Source organism: Rhizobium sp. Root1220 (genome assembly GCF_001426265.1).
GTDB lineage: Bacteria > Pseudomonadota > Alphaproteobacteria > Rhizobiales > Rhizobiaceae > Rhizobium.
This window is the reverse complement of the sequence record NZ_LMDG01000001.1, coordinates 340737-353925: the sequence shown is the minus strand read 5'-3', so window position 1 is coordinate 353925 and position 13189 is coordinate 340737. Positions and strand designations below refer to the sequence as shown.

The following is a 13189-nucleotide window of genomic DNA, read 5'->3' as shown; positions in this document are numbered from 1 at the left end:
ACTGACTCCGTTGCAGCGATGGCGAGACCACGTTTGTGCTTTCCTGATTGGGGGCACCAGGCTGCAGCGATCCGAAACAACGCGAGGAGAATACGACCATTCGCAGACCTTTTAAAACCGACGCACCCGTGAAGGACGGGCCGCGCTCGAACCGGGACATTCGCATTCCCAAGATTCAGCTGATCGATGCTGAAGGACAGAATTTAGGCGTTGTGGCGACCGAACAGGCGTTGAAAATGGCTGAAGAAGCCGGCCTCGACCTGGTGGAGATTTCCCCTAATGCCGAACCGCCTGTGTGCAAGATCCTCGATCTGGGCAAGCTGAAATACGCGAACCAGAAGAAGGCCGCCGAGGCGCGCAAGAAGCAGAAGATCGTCGAAGTCAAAGAAATCAAGATGCGCCCGAACATCGACACCCATGACTATGAGGTGAAGATGAAGGCAATGGGCCGCTTCTTCGACGAAGGCGACAAGGTCAAGGTCACACTGAAATTCCGTGGTCGCGAAATGGCCCACCAGGAGCTCGGCATGAAGCTTCTGCAGCAGGTCAAGGCGGACACGCTTGAGTTTGCCAAGGTCGAAGCGGAACCGAAGCTCGAAGGCCGCCAGATGATGATGGTGCTCGCCCCGAAGTAAGGCGCGTCGCCACCATTCGTATCAAAGCCGTCCGCGAGGGCGGCTTTTGTATTTCCGGATCGATAACTCGGGACGCAGAAGATTCCTTGGCCGCCCCGTTGCACTTTTATGACGCTGCGGTTATAAGCGCGCGTCCGAACTGACCGGCAGGGCATGCCGTGGCGGTTTCGAATGCTTGCGGAACGGTTCATCACCGGAGCCGCGGATCAACAACAAACGCTCCCGCACCTTGTTGCGACGGCCGGAACACCGGGCATCGCGAGAAGGGCTTCTTTGATGAAGCGCGCCGGGAGAACAGAAACGGAGTAGCAAAATGCCCAAGATGAAGACGAAGTCCTCTGCCAAGAAGCGGTTCAAGATCACCGCGACCGGCAAGGTCAAGGCTGCCGCTGCTGGCAAGCGCCATGGCATGATCAAGCGTTCCAACAAGTTCATTCGCGATGCACGTGGCACGATGGTTCTGGCTGAACCGGATGGCCGCAAGGTCGTGAAGAATTATCTGCCGAACGGTCTCTGAGACTATTCCGCGAACGTTTTAGATTAAGGAGATCATGAAATGGCACGTGTAAAAAGAGGCGTAACGTCTCACGCCAAGCACAAGAAGGTTCTGAAGGCCGCCAAGGGCTTCTACGGCCGTCGTAAGAATACCATCCGCGCCGCAAAGGCCGCTGTCGATCGTTCCAAGCAGTACGCTTATCGCGACCGCAAGATCAACAAGCGCAATTTCCGCGCCCTCTGGATCCAGCGCATCAACGCTGCCGTCCGCGAATTCGGCCTGACCTACGGCCGCTTCATCGACGGTCTGAACAAGGCCGGCATTGAAGTTGACCGCAAGGTTCTCTCCGACATGGCGATCCATGAGCCGGAAGCATTCGGTGCGCTCGTCGCAGCCTCCAAGAAGGCTCTCGAGTACCTGAAGGACGCCGGTACGAAGAACGAGTTTGAAGCCGCCGTCAACTAAGCCGGCGCTATTCGAACATTCGTTTCGATGATTTGGAACCCGCGCTGGCCAGGCCTGCGCGGGTTCCTTCGTTTCAAATAACACGGATAAGGACGTCGCAAGACGTGACGAACGACATCGAAAACGTGACAGCCGATGGGGGCTTGAACCAGCGGGACGTGCCGATCCTGCTCGCGGCTCTCGTCTCGGGCTCGGGGCGGGTCGAGCGTGTCGCGCTTTCGGGCGGCGTTGTCTGGATCAAGCGCTACGGCACCGAGCGTGCCCGCCTGATCGGTCTGAAGAGGGCAGCGGCCGCGCTCTTTAATGCGCCGTTCATCCGGCCTTCGCCGGCGGTTGAGAACGAGGGGATGGCGCGCCGGGAGGTTCGCCGCATCCAGCAGTTTGCCGCCAAGGACGTTCCGGCCCCCCGGGTTGTTTACTCCTCGGGCAGCGCCGTTGTGCTGACGGATGTAGGCGGCACGGTGCGCGAGTGGCTGGACGCGCTGCCGGAAGATGACGCTGTGTCCTATGACGGCATGCTTGTCCGCTGCACGACGGCGGTCGGCCGGCTTCATGCCAAGGGTCTGGCTCACGGTCGCCCCTATACCCGGGACATGTTCCTGAAAGACGGGCAGATCGGTTTCATGGATTTCGAAGAGGAGCCGGAGGCCGTCATGCCGCTCGCGGTGGCGCAGGCACGCGACATCTGGCTGCTGTTCATGCAGGTTGCCACCAGCGCCCGTCTCGGCAAGGAAACCCACGACCGGGCCTATAGGGCCTGGGCCGACGTGGCGCCGCCGGAAGCGGTCGCCGAACTGCGCAAGCTCACCGGCGTTCTCGGTGGCTTTTTATGGCTTGCCCGGTTGATTGGCCGCGTCCACATGGGTAGTGATCTGCGACGTTTCATCGTGGCGACCAGCTATCTGATGCATGTTTCTTTGAATTATCGACAAGACTGACGCCCGTGAGGCAGGAAAAGATGACCGAATTAGAAACTCTGGAAGTGCAACTCCTGTCTGAGGTCGCGGCCGCGGCGGATGAGCCCGCGATCGAAGCGGTGCGCGTCGGCGCGCTTGGCAAGAAGGGCTCGGTGTCCGAACTGCTGAAGACGCTGGGCTCCATGTCGCCGGAAGAGCGGCAGACCCGCGGCGCGGCGATCAACGCCCTGAAGACCGTGGTCTCGGATGCGATCAACGCCAGGAAAGCCGATCTCAAGAAGGCGGCGATCGACGCACGTCTGAAGGCCGAGACCGTCGACGTCTCGCTGCCGGTCCGCTCGTCGCCGGCCGAGCGCGGCCGTATCCATCCGATCAGCCAGATCGTCGACGAGATCACCGCGATCTTCGGCGACATGGGCTTCTCGATTGCCGAAGGCCCCGATGTCGAGACCGACTACTACAACTTCACGGCGCTGAACTTCCCCGAGGGTCACCCGGCGCGCGAAATGCACGACACCTTCTTCTTCAATCCGGACGAGAATGGCGAGCGCAAGGTGCTGCGCACCCATACCTCGCCGGTGCAGGTGCGCACCATGGAAGCGCAGAAGCCTCCGATCCGCATCATCATCCCCGGCAAGACCTATCGCCAGGACTCGGACGCGACCCACTCGCCGATGTTCCACCAGGTCGAGGGCCTCGTCGTCGACAAGAAGGCCAATGTCGCCAACATCCGCTGGGTGCTGGAAGAGTTCTGCAAGACCTTCTTCGAGGTCGACAGCGTGACGATGCGCTTCCGCCCGTCCTTCTTCCCCTTTACCGAGCCATCCTTCGAGGTCGACATCCAGTGCGACCGCTCCGGCCCGATCGTCAAATTCGGCGAAGGCACCGACTGGATGGAAATCCTCGGCTGCGGCATGGTGCACCCGAACGTGCTGCGCGCCGGCGGTCTCGATCCCGACGAGTATCAGGGCTTTGCCTGGGGCATGGGCCTCGACCGCATTGCCATGCTGAAATACGGCATGCCTGACCTGCGCGACTTCTTCAACGCCGACGTCCGCTGGATGACCCACTACGGCTTCCGCCCGCTCGACATGCCGACGCTGTTCGGCGGTTTGAGCGCGTAAGGGAGGAAAGAGATCATGAAATTCACACTCTCCTGGCTGAAGGATCATCTGGAAACGGATGCGACCCTCGATGAAATCTGCGTGCGGCTGACCGAGATCGGGCTCGAGGTCGAGGACGTCGACGACAAGGCGGCGTTCAAGCCCTTCGTCATCGCCAAGGTCCTCAGCGCCGAAAAGCATCCGCAGGCCGATCGCCTCAAGGTTCTCTCTGTCGACACAGGCAAGGGAGCCCCGGTCCAGGTCGTCTGCGGTGCGCCCAATGCGCGTGCCGGCCTGATCGGCGCCTTCGCTGCCCCCGGCGTCTATGTTCCCGGTATCGACGTGACGCTTGCCGTCGGCAACATCCGCGGCGTCGAGAGCCACGGCATGATGTGCTCGGAAAAGGAGCTGCAGATCTCCGACAGCCACGATGGCATCATCGATCTGCCGGAGGATGCGCCTGTTGGCCAGAGCTACGCCGCCTACGCCCATCTCGACGATCCGGTCATCGAAATCAACCTGACGCCGAACCGTCCGGATTGCACGTCGATCCAGGGCATCGCCCGCGATCTGGCCGCCTCCGGCCTCGGCACGCTGAAGACGCGGCCGGAACCCTCCTTCGCTGTCGAAGGCGAGACGCCGGTCAAACTGACGCTCGACCTCGACGACGCAAAACTCTGCCCCGGCTTTGCGCTGCGCCTCGTGCGCGGTGTCAAGAACGGCCCGAGCCCGAAATGGCTGCAGCAACGCCTGCTGGCGATCGGCCTGCGCCCGATCAACGCGCTCGTCGACATCACCAACTACATGACCTTCGACCAGGGCCGGCCGATGCACGTCTTCGACGCCGCCAAGGTCAAGGGCAACCTTACTGTCCGCCGCGCCAAGGATGGCGAGACGGTGCTGGCGCTCGACCAGCGCGAATACAAGCTGAACCCGAACAACGTGGTCATCGCTGATGACAATGGCATCGAGTCGATCGGTGGCATCATGGGCGGCGAGCATTCCGGCTGCGATGAAAACACCGTCGACGTGCTGATTGAATCGGCTCTCTGGGATCCGATGAACATTGCCAAGTCGGGTCGCGGCCTCGTTATCATCACCGATGCCCGTTATCGCTTCGAGCGCGGCGTCGATCCGGAATACATGGTCCCCGGCCTCGAGCGCACCACCGAACTGGTGCTCGAATTCTGCGGCGGCACCGCCGCGCAAGCTGAGATCGTTGGCTACAAGGGCTATGAGCCGAAGATCGTCGATTTCCCCTTCTCGGAGGTCAAGCGCCTCACCGGTCTGGACGTCTCGACCGAAGAGAGCATCGCCATCCTGACGCGCCTCGGCTTCAAGGTCACTGGCTCCGGCGATCGCGTCTCGGTCGCCGTACCCTCCTGGCGTCCCGATGTCGACGGCAAGGCCGATCTCGTCGAAGAGGTGATGCGCATCCACGGCGTCGACAACATCAAGCCGGCGCCGCTGGAAAGCCATGTCGCCATCAACGGCAGGATCCTGACGACGCTGCAAATCCGCACCCGCACCGCCAAGCGGGCGCTTGCCTCGCGCGGCATGCTGGAAGCGGTCAACTGGTCGTTCATCTCCGAAGATCAGGCCAAGCTCTTCGGCGGCGGCGCGCCATCGCTGAAGCTCGCCAATCCGATCGCCGCTGACATGTCCGATATGCGCCCGTCGCTGCTGCCGGGCCTGTTGACGGCTGCCCAGCGCAATGCCGACAAGGGTTTTGGCGACGTCGCGATCTTCGAAGTCTCCGGCACCTATGAGAACGACAAGCCGGAAGGCCAGCGCCGCGTTGCCGGCGGCATCCGTCGCGGCACCGCCTCGATGAACGGTTCCGGCCGCATGTGGTCCAACGCTGCCAAGGGCGGCGGCAAGGCGGTCGACGTCTTCGATGCCAAGGCCGATGCACTGGCGGTGATCGAAGCCTGCGGCCTGCCGATGGGCAACATCCAGGTCGAGCAGGGCGGTCCCGAGTGGTATCACCCCGGCCGTTCGGGCACCGTCAAGATGGGGCCGAAGGTCGTGCTCGGCTATTTCGGCGAGTTCCATCCCTCGACGCTGGAAGCGCTCGATGTCTCTGGCGCTCTCTGCGGCTTCGAAGTCTATGTCGACGCCATGCCCGAGCCAAAGAAGAAGGCCACCCGAACCAAGCCGGCGCTGGAACTCTCGCAGTTCCAGACCGTCAAGCGCGACTTCGCCTTCGTCGTCGACAAGGCGGTCGAAGCCGGCGCCATCATCAAGGCCGCCTCCGGCGCCGACCGCAAGCTGGTCACCGGCGTCAACGTCTTTGACGTCTTCGAAGGTGCATCGGTCGGCGAAGGCAAGAAGTCGGTTGCCATCGAAGTGCAGATCCAGCCGGTCGAGCGCACGCTGACCGACGAGGATTTCGAAGCGCTGACGCAGAAGATCATCGCCAGCGTGACGAAATTCACCGGTGGGGTTCTGCGAGCCTGAGGCGGGTGGATTGACGATCAGGGCCGGCGACATCTCGCCGGCTTTTTCTATATGTGCAGATAGAAGAGCTTGTTGACGATGGTCCAGCGCCCCTGGATCTTCAGCATCGACAGGTAGTCTGTAAAGCGCATGCCGGCGAAGCTGTCGCTGACCTTGACCGTGGCGGCATCACCGATGATGTCGAGCATCTGGATATCGAGGTGCGGCTGGGTGCCGGGCGCGGCAGCGCCCTCGGAAACGATTGCAGCAATGAACTCGTCGCGCGTCAGCCACTCCACGGCATTCTCGTAGTGCCCGATGACCGCGCATTGCGGATGGAAGGCTTTCCGCAATGCTGCTTCGTTCGCGAAAGTCATGCCTTCGATATAGAGGTGCACGACTGCTTCGACTGCCTGTTGGTCCGACATGGCTCACCTCACCCGGATGTCTCCTGATAGCATAGGGCGGGGGAGGTCGGCGGCAAGGCATCTGCCGGTTCCGATCATTTCGGGTGGCGCGAGGCATGAAAAAAGGCAAACTGCCGCTCGCATCGCAAGGAAGCGCATCATGAAGAAACCGGGATCGATGAAGGGGCTCGAGGATCTGGGCCGCGTCAGGCTGTCGGCGAACTTTTTCCTCCGGGATTTCCTGCATTCCGAGATCGCCGACTTCTACCGAATCCCGAATATCCCCGACGATCCCGACCTGGCGATCGCGGCCGGCAGGCGGCTCTGCGAGGAGTTGCTCGAGCCGCTGCAATCGTCCTTCGGCCGGCTGCACATCCGCTCCGGCTATCGCTCGGCCGAGGTCAATCAGTTCGGAAACCAGAACAAGCTGAATTGCTCGTCAAACGCGGCAACGGCAGCCGATCACATTTGGGACCGGCGCGATTTCGATGGCTGCATGGGCGCCACGGCCTGCGTCGTCGTCCCGTGGATGGTCGACCGATACGCGGAGGAGGCGGACTGGCGGAAGCTCGCCTGGTGGATACACGATCATCTGCCCTACTCAGCGCTCTGCTTCTTCCCCAAGCTGTGGGCCTTCAACATCCAATGGCACGAGCGCCCGCGCCGCGTCATCCAGAGTTACGTGCGACCGCGCGGGATCCTCACCAAACCAGGCATGGCGAACTGGGAGGGCGATCACTCGGTGCTCTACGAAGGGTTGCCGGCGCTCAGAAGTTGATGCGGTAGCGGATATGGCCGTCGCTTTCCACATAGCTGTCGTACAGCGCCCGCGCTGCCCTGTTCTGCTCGCTTGTGTGCCAGTAAAGCCGAGACCAGCCGTTCTTCCCGCAAAGCGAAACGAGGTCGTCCATCAGTGCCCGGCCGGCGCCTTTGCCACGGGCTTGGGGGTCGACGAAGAGGTCTTCCAGATAGCAGTCCTTGCCCCGGATCCACGTGCCTTCATGGGTGAGGTAAAGCGCAAAGCCCACCACCCTGCCATCGACATCGGCAACGCGCATGCTGATTGCCGACGCCGGATCGAAGACCCGGCGCCAGGTGGAATCGGTGATATCGGTGTCGACCGTGACTTGGTAGAAGGCAAGGTAACCGGCCCAAAGCGTGCGCCAGCGGGCCTCGTCCTCCGGCGCCGCGTCGCGGATCGTCACGGTCATCGAGTCTCTCCTCTCAGGCGCCGGCCTTGTCGAGCAAGTCGATCGCTTCGTCGGAAAGCGCAAGCGCTGCCGATTTCGTCAGGCTTTGAAGCTGGGAAAGGCTGGTAGCACTGGCAATCGGCGCCGTCACGCCCTTCTTTCTGAGGAGCCATGCAAGGGAAATCTCGGCCGGCGTCGCCCCTGTTTCGGCCGACACAGTGTCGAGTGCTGCCAGGATGCGAAATCCCTTGTCATCGAGATACTGGGCGACCCGGCCCTCTCGCGCCCGGCCTTCGGTATCGGCTTTGGTGCGATACTTGCCGGAAAGGAAGCCGGCCGCGAGGCTGAAATAGGTGATGACGCCGACATCTTCCTTGATGCACAGTTCAGCCAGCGGACCCTCGAAGCTGGAGCGCTCATAGAGATTGTACTCGGGCTGGATGACGTCGTAGCGCGGCACGCCGGCCTTGTCAGCGGCATCGAAGGATGCCTGCAACTGCGTCGCGTCGAGGTTGGAGCAGCCGATCGCGCGGATCTTGCCTTGTTGCTTCAGCTTGGCGAAGGCACCGAGCGTTTCCTCATAGGGCGTGTGCTCGTCGGGCCAGTGCGACAGATAGAGATCGATATGGTCGGTCTGCAGGCGGCGCAGCGAATCCTCTACCGCCTTCAGGATATAAGTCTCCTTCAGCGACTTGCCCTGGCCCATGTCGGAGCCGACCTTGGTTATGATCACGGCTTTGTCGCGAGAAACCTTTCCCCGCTTCAGCCACTTGCCGATGATCTCCTCGGAATCGCCGCCCTTGTTGCCCGGCACCCAGGCCGAATACACATCGGCAGTATCGATACCGTTGAAGCCCGCATCGAAGAAGGCATCGAGAATGTCGAAGGAGGTCTTCTCATCGGCAGTCCAGCCGAAGACGTTGCCGCCGAAGACGATCGGGGCAATCGAAAGACCTGTTTTTCCAAGACGGCGCATGTTCATGGCGCTCTCCAAATATGCTGAATTGATTGAATATCCGACACGGCAGGACGCCGCCGAACGATAACCTAGCGCGCCGTCGGCCGAATGGAAACCAACTCCGCGAATTGTGATCGCGCCATTGCCTCACGGTCGGTGGCTCACTAAGGTTGCGCAAAAATCAAACCAGGAGAGGCAATCATCATGCTGCGTTTCGGTATCATCTCGACTGCGAAGATCGGCCGTGAACTCGTCGTGCCGGCGATCCAGGATGCGGAGAACTGTGTCGTCACGGCTATCGCCAGCCGCGACCTGGCCAAGGCGCGGGAGATGGCGGACCGCTTCTCGGTGCCGCACGCCTTCGGTTCCTACGAGGAGATGCTTGCCTCCGACAAGATCGATGCCGTCTATATCCCGCTGCCGACCTCGCAGCACGTCGAATGGACGATCAAGGCAGCCGATGCGGGCAAGCACGTGCTTTGCGAGAAGCCGATCGCCCTGAAGGCGGATGACATCGACAGCCTGATCGCCGCCCGCGACCGCAACAAGGTGCTGGTGACGGAAGCCTACATGGTGACCTATACGCCGGTGTGGCGGAAGGTCCGCTCGCTGATATCGGACGGCGCCATCGGTACGCTGCAGCACGTCCAGGGGGCGTTCACCTACTTCAACCGCGACCCCGGCAACATGCGTAATATTCCCGAGCTCGGCGGCGGTGCGCTTCCCGACATCGGCGTCTACCCGACCATCGGCACCCGTTTTTCGACAGGCAAGGAGCCGCTGCGCGTCCAGGCGGTCACCCGCCGCGATCCGGAATTCGGCACCGACATCTATTCCAGCGTCAAGGCCGACTTCGGTGACTTCGAGCTGAGCTTCTACGTCGCCACCCAGATGGCGAACCGTCAGGTCATGGTCTTCCACGGCACCGACGGATATATCGAGGTGAAATCGCCTTTCAATGCCGACCGCTGGGGTGCCGAGGAAATCGAGCTCGCCAACCGCGGCCACAACGAATCGACCATCTTCCGCTTCCCGGACAGCCGCCAGTACAAGCGCGAAGCCGAAGCCTTTGCCCGCGCGGCGAACGGCGAGAATGAGGAAATCGTCACGCTCGAAAGCTCGAAGCTAAGCCAGAAGTTCATCGATGCCATCTATCGCGCCAGCGAGAAGGATGGCTGGGAAACAGTCTGACCTTACTGGCTGCGGAAGACGAAGCGCGAGTAACCGATGAAGCTCAGGACCGTCGAGGCGGCGGTGGCAAGTATCATCGCCGCCAACGGCTGCAACGCAGGTAACGTCAACAGAAGCGCCGAGTAAAGTCCGTAATTGACGAGTGCGACTGTTACCCCGACGGAGCCGTAGCGGAGTCCTTCGGCCGCCATCGAGCGACCGGATCGCCCAAAAGTGAAGGTTCGATTGACGATCCAGGTCGTCGCCATGGCCAAGGCGATGGCGATCACCCGCGCCAGGAACGGACCGAGCGGTGTCGTGTGAAGCAGGAGGGTGAGGACGCCCGCGTCGACGACAAATCCGAGACCGCCTGCGATGCCGAAGCGAAGAAGCTTCCTCACGCGACGCCGGCCTTCGGTGGCGCCCTGGGAATGTCGATATCGTTCACGATCAGCGGCACACCCTCGTGAAGGTGCGGCGCGCGCAGGATCATGTAGTGGATGCGAAGCTGCTCCGCGCGGGCCCGCGATACGGAATCGAGGATCACGCCGGCGGTAAACATCATGAACGAGACCATCATCAGCGCCACGGACAGAACCCAGGTCGGCATCCTGCTGACGAGACCGGTTTCGAAATACTCCGTGAGAACCGGCACCATGAATCCGAGGCTGGCCAGCATGAACAGCGTGCTGATGACGCCGAAGAAGGCGAAGGGCCTTGTTTCCTTCATTAGCATGGCAAACATCCAGAGAATCTTTGCGCCGTCCCTGAAGGTTGAAAGCTTGGAGTGCGAGCCCTCGGGCCGCCGGCCATAGTCGAGCTCCAGTTCGCTGACCGGAAGCTTCAGGCGTGAGGCATGGACGGACATTTCCGTTTCGATCTCGAAGCCGCCGGACACCGCCGGAAAGCTCTTGACGAAGCGGCGCGAGAAAGCGCGGTAGCCCGAAAAAATATCGGTAAAGTCCGCACCGAAGATCGTTCGGTAGAGCACGTTGAAAAGCCTGTTGCCGACGGCATGACCCTGTCGGCCGGCATCGGCATGCACGCCGCGCCGCGTCCCCACCACCATGTCGGCCCGTTCGGTCAGGAGTGTGCGAATGAGCTCGTCGGCGTCTTCCGGCGCATAGGTGCCGTCGCCGTCGGCCATGATGTAGATGTCCGCGTCGATGTCGGCGAACATCCGGCGCACGACATGCCCTTTGCCCTGGCGGCGCTCCCGCACGACGTTGGCGCCGGCGAGCATCGCCTGCAGCGCAGTCCCATCCGTTGAGTTGTTGTCGTAGACGTGAATCCTTGCCTTCGGCAGCGTTGTCCTGAAGCCGCGAACGACAGCGCCGATTGTCGCCGCCTCGTTGTAGCAGGGCAGAAGTACCGCAACGTTCAGATTGTCGTTACGAGATCCGGTCATGATCACACCCGTGACAAGGAAGAGTTTCGCGCGAGTCTAGCCGCGCGCCGTTAACAACTAGCTATGAGCAGGAAGCATTCGCCGATCGGCTGAACTTTACCGTTTCTTGACACGGCAGCCGTAAGATCTTGCCGCTCTCAAGGGTGATATCCGCTTCATGACGCATGCTGCCTCGGCAACCGGCAATTCAACGTCGACCTTCTCGATCGGGAAGATGCGCGCGGCGATGTCCAGGCTCTGGCCGTCCGTCCTTGTCTACAGTGCGCTGCTGATAGTGGCGATCATCGCGCTCAGGCTGCCGGATGCGAAAGACTATGTCGGCGCCGACAACGACGATGGCATGCGACTTGTCGAGGTTCGCGATTTTCTCCATGGACAGGGATGGTTCGATCTCATGCAATACCGCATGGGGCTCGGCAGCGGCACGCTGATGCACTGGTCCCGACTGATCGATCTGCCGATCGCCACCCTGATCAAGCTGTTCGGGCTTTTCCTACCGCAGGAGCGGGCCGAGGCCGCTGCGCTGCTTGTCTGGCCGCTTTCCCTCATCGTCCTCAGTCTCTGGGGCACGGGCCTTGCCGGCCGGAGGATCGGCGGCGTGCTCGCCATGCACATCGCGCTCGGTCTGACGGCTTTCCTGCTGGTGACGAGCAACCGTTTTCTACCCGGCTCCATCGATCATCACAACGTCCAGTTCGCCGTTGCCGCGATCATGGTCGCCATGCTGCTGGACGAGAACCATCGACCGCGGAGCTATGCGATAGCCGGCCTTTGCGCTGCACTTGCCATTGCGATAGGTGCCGAGACCACGCCTTTCGTAGCCGGGGTCTGCTTGATCGTTTCCATGTCGTGGGCCTGGGATGGTCCGGCCTTCGCGCCCGCCGCCAAGGCCTTCGGTCTGTCGTTGGCGCTGTCAATCAGCCTTTTCTTCTTCGGCACCGTGCCGCCGCGTCTCTATTTTTCCGTCACCTGCGACAATCTCTCGCTCGGTTACTACAGCCTGGCGGCGATTGGCGGCGGTCTGCTGCTCTTCGCTGCCGCCTTTGCCAGCCGCGCCAGCCGCCCCATCCGGTTCGGCGTCCTGGCTGGCGTTGGCGCAGCGGTGTTCGCTGCGGCCGTGATCATCGCCCCGCATTGCCTGCGGAACCCGTTGGCCGATCTCGACCCGATGCTGGTGCAGCTGTGGCTGAACAACGTCCAGGAGGCGCAGTCGATCTTCGCAGCCGGTCGTCAGGACCCCTATACACTCGGTTTCTTCTATGCGACGGGTGTGTTTGCCATCGCGGTCTGCGTCTTCCGCATCGCCTACCGCGACCGCGTTCGCATCCACCTCATCCTGCTGTGTCTGCTCACCATCAGCTGGACGATAGCGGCAATCCAGGTGCGCGGTTCCTCATTTTCCAACATGCTGGCCGTTTTTCCGCTGACATTGCTGATCATCGACATGCGCCGGATCTCCAATGCGGAACGTGAAAGCGGCGCCGCGGCGCTCAGCTACATCCTGAGCGTTCTCCTGAGCGTTGCTGCCGTTTGGGGGTTGGTCGGCAGTCTTCTCGACACCCGGATCAACGCCCTGGCGGAAGAGACGGCATCGGCCAAGGATAAGCTCACCTGTGTCTCACCCGAGACGGTTAACCCGCTGCAGGATCTGCCGCCCGGCCTTGTGGCCGCCCCGTCCGATCTGGGTGTTTCGATCCTGCGCTTTACCAAACACCGCATCCTCGCCGCTCCCTACCACCGCAATCAGGGTGGCATGCTCACAGAGATGCATATCGGCTTGGCGACGCCAACCGATGCCGAGGCATTCCTGCGGGGTGCGGGCGTCACGGTGCTGGCCTTCTGCGCGGAGTTTCCGCAGACCCTGGAGATCGCAAAGATCAAGCCGGACGGTCTCTATGCGCAATTGAAAAAGGGGATTGTCCCTGCCTATCTGCAGCCATTGCCCAGGCAGGAGGGATCGCCGGTCCAGTTCTTCCGCTACGTGCGGGGCGGTCCTTGACG

The 13189-nt window shown here is 61.7% G+C and carries 14 protein-coding genes; 9 read left to right on the top strand and 5 right to left on the bottom strand.

Features of this window, described 5'->3' with window-relative positions:
- Positions 1-98 precede the first annotated feature (98 nt).
- From infC to pheT, 6 genes are all read left to right on the top strand, one after another.
- A complete protein-coding gene (gene infC / locus ASC90_RS01745) occupies positions 99-635 on the top strand; it encodes a translation initiation factor IF-3 (protein WP_082519778.1) in 537 nt (178 codons plus the stop codon).
- 313 nt (positions 636-948) lie between these two features.
- Positions 949-1152: a 50S ribosomal protein L35 gene (gene rpmI, locus ASC90_RS01740; protein ID WP_007813308.1), complete on the top strand. Its 204-nt coding sequence runs from the start codon at positions 949-951 to the stop codon at positions 1150-1152.
- A 39-nt stretch (positions 1153-1191) separates the two neighbouring features.
- Positions 1192-1596, top strand: a complete 405-nt coding sequence (gene rplT, locus ASC90_RS01735; protein ID WP_056534696.1) for a 50S ribosomal protein L20 — start codon at positions 1192-1194, stop codon at positions 1594-1596.
- 104 nt (positions 1597-1700) lie between these two features.
- On the top strand, positions 1701-2534 hold the full coding sequence (locus tag ASC90_RS01730; protein WP_244480273.1) for a serine/threonine protein phosphatase: 834 nt from the start codon (positions 1701-1703) through the stop codon (positions 2532-2534).
- A 20-nt stretch (positions 2535-2554) separates the two neighbouring features.
- Positions 2555-3637: a phenylalanine--tRNA ligase subunit alpha gene (pheS, locus tag ASC90_RS01725; RefSeq protein WP_056534694.1), complete on the top strand. Its 1083-nt coding sequence runs from the start codon at positions 2555-2557 to the stop codon at positions 3635-3637.
- 15 nt (positions 3638-3652) lie between these two features.
- Positions 3653-6076, top strand: a complete 2424-nt coding sequence (gene pheT, locus ASC90_RS01720) for a phenylalanine--tRNA ligase subunit beta (RefSeq protein ID WP_056534692.1) — start codon at positions 3653-3655, stop codon at positions 6074-6076.
- 47 nt (positions 6077-6123) lie between these two features.
- Here pheT and ASC90_RS01715 read toward each other — a convergent pair whose 3' ends face one another.
- Positions 6124-6483 (bottom strand): nuclear transport factor 2 family protein, encoded by a 360-nt coding sequence (locus ASC90_RS01715; protein ID WP_056534688.1) that lies wholly within the window; start codon positions 6481-6483, stop codon positions 6124-6126.
- Positions 6484-6622: 139 nt separating this feature from the next.
- On the opposite strand from ASC90_RS01715, the gene ASC90_RS01710 reads away from it, so the two are divergent.
- Positions 6623-7240, top strand: a complete 618-nt coding sequence (locus ASC90_RS01710) for a hypothetical protein (RefSeq protein ID WP_056534686.1) — start codon at positions 6623-6625, stop codon at positions 7238-7240.
- Here the strand turns inward: ASC90_RS01710 and ASC90_RS01705 are convergent.
- Both ASC90_RS01705 and ASC90_RS01700 read right to left on the bottom strand, forming a co-directional pair.
- Entirely contained in the window at positions 7230-7673 is a 444-nt protein-coding gene (locus ASC90_RS01705) for a GNAT family N-acetyltransferase (protein ID WP_056534683.1), read from the bottom strand. The two genes, ASC90_RS01710 and ASC90_RS01705, sit on opposite strands and share 11 nt — an antisense overlap.
- Positions 7674-7686: 13 nt before the next feature.
- The gene (locus tag ASC90_RS01700; RefSeq protein WP_056534681.1) at positions 7687-8634 is read right to left on the bottom strand and encodes an aldo/keto reductase; all 948 of its coding nucleotides are present in this window, start codon (positions 8632-8634) and stop codon (positions 7687-7689) included.
- Positions 8635-8814: 180 nt separating this feature from the next.
- Here ASC90_RS01700 and ASC90_RS01695 point away from each other — a divergent pair, with 180 nt between their 5' ends.
- Positions 8815-9801, top strand: a complete 987-nt coding sequence (locus tag ASC90_RS01695) for a Gfo/Idh/MocA family oxidoreductase (protein WP_056534678.1) — start codon at positions 8815-8817, stop codon at positions 9799-9801.
- Between the two features lie 2 nt (positions 9802-9803).
- Here the strand turns inward: ASC90_RS01695 and ASC90_RS01690 are convergent, their stop codons facing one another.
- Positions 9804-10181 carry a GtrA family protein gene (locus ASC90_RS01690; RefSeq protein WP_056534677.1) on the bottom strand — a complete coding sequence of 126 codons (378 nt, stop codon included), beginning with the start codon at positions 10179-10181 and terminating at the stop codon, positions 9804-9806.
- Positions 10178-11188 (bottom strand): glycosyltransferase, encoded by a 1011-nt coding sequence (locus tag ASC90_RS01685; RefSeq protein ID WP_056534676.1) that lies wholly within the window; start codon positions 11186-11188, stop codon positions 10178-10180. Before ASC90_RS01685 ends, ASC90_RS01690 begins: the two co-directional genes overlap by 4 nt.
- Before the next feature lie 157 nt (positions 11189-11345).
- On the opposite strand from ASC90_RS01685, the gene ASC90_RS01680 reads away from it, so the two are divergent.
- Positions 11346-13187, top strand: coding sequence for a hypothetical protein (locus ASC90_RS01680; protein ID WP_056534674.1), 1842 nt, complete (start codon positions 11346-11348; stop codon positions 13185-13187).
- Positions 13188-13189: the final 2 nt, after the last annotated feature.

Excerpts from the sequence above, each read along its gene's own strand:
- rpmI (WP_007813308.1), top strand. The coding sequence starts at position 949 with ATGCCCAAGATGAAGACGAAGTCCTCTGCCAAGAAGCGGTTCAAGATC.
- rplT (WP_056534696.1), top strand. The coding sequence starts at position 1,192 with ATGGCACGTGTAAAAAGAGGCGTAACGTCTCACGCCAAGCACAAGAAG.
- pheS (WP_056534694.1), top strand. The coding sequence starts at position 2,555 with ATGACCGAATTAGAAACTCTGGAAGTGCAACTCCTGTCTGAGGTCGCG.
- pheT (WP_056534692.1), top strand. The coding sequence starts at position 3,653 with ATGAAATTCACACTCTCCTGGCTGAAGGATCATCTGGAAACGGATGCG.
- ASC90_RS01715 (WP_056534688.1), bottom strand. The coding sequence starts at position 6,483 with ATGTCGGACCAACAGGCAGTCGAAGCAGTCGTGCACCTCTATATCGAA.
- ASC90_RS01710 (WP_056534686.1), top strand. The coding sequence starts at position 6,623 with ATGAAGAAACCGGGATCGATGAAGGGGCTCGAGGATCTGGGCCGCGTC.
- ASC90_RS01705 (WP_056534683.1), bottom strand. The coding sequence starts at position 7,673 with ATGACCGTGACGATCCGCGACGCGGCGCCGGAGGACGAGGCCCGCTGG.
- ASC90_RS01700 (WP_056534681.1), bottom strand. The coding sequence starts at position 8,634 with ATGAACATGCGCCGTCTTGGAAAAACAGGTCTTTCGATTGCCCCGATC.
- ASC90_RS01695 (WP_056534678.1), top strand. The coding sequence starts at position 8,815 with ATGCTGCGTTTCGGTATCATCTCGACTGCGAAGATCGGCCGTGAACTC.
- ASC90_RS01685 (WP_056534676.1), bottom strand. The coding sequence starts at position 11,188 with ATGACCGGATCTCGTAACGACAATCTGAACGTTGCGGTACTTCTGCCC.
- ASC90_RS01680 (WP_056534674.1), top strand. The coding sequence starts at position 11,346 with ATGACGCATGCTGCCTCGGCAACCGGCAATTCAACGTCGACCTTCTCG.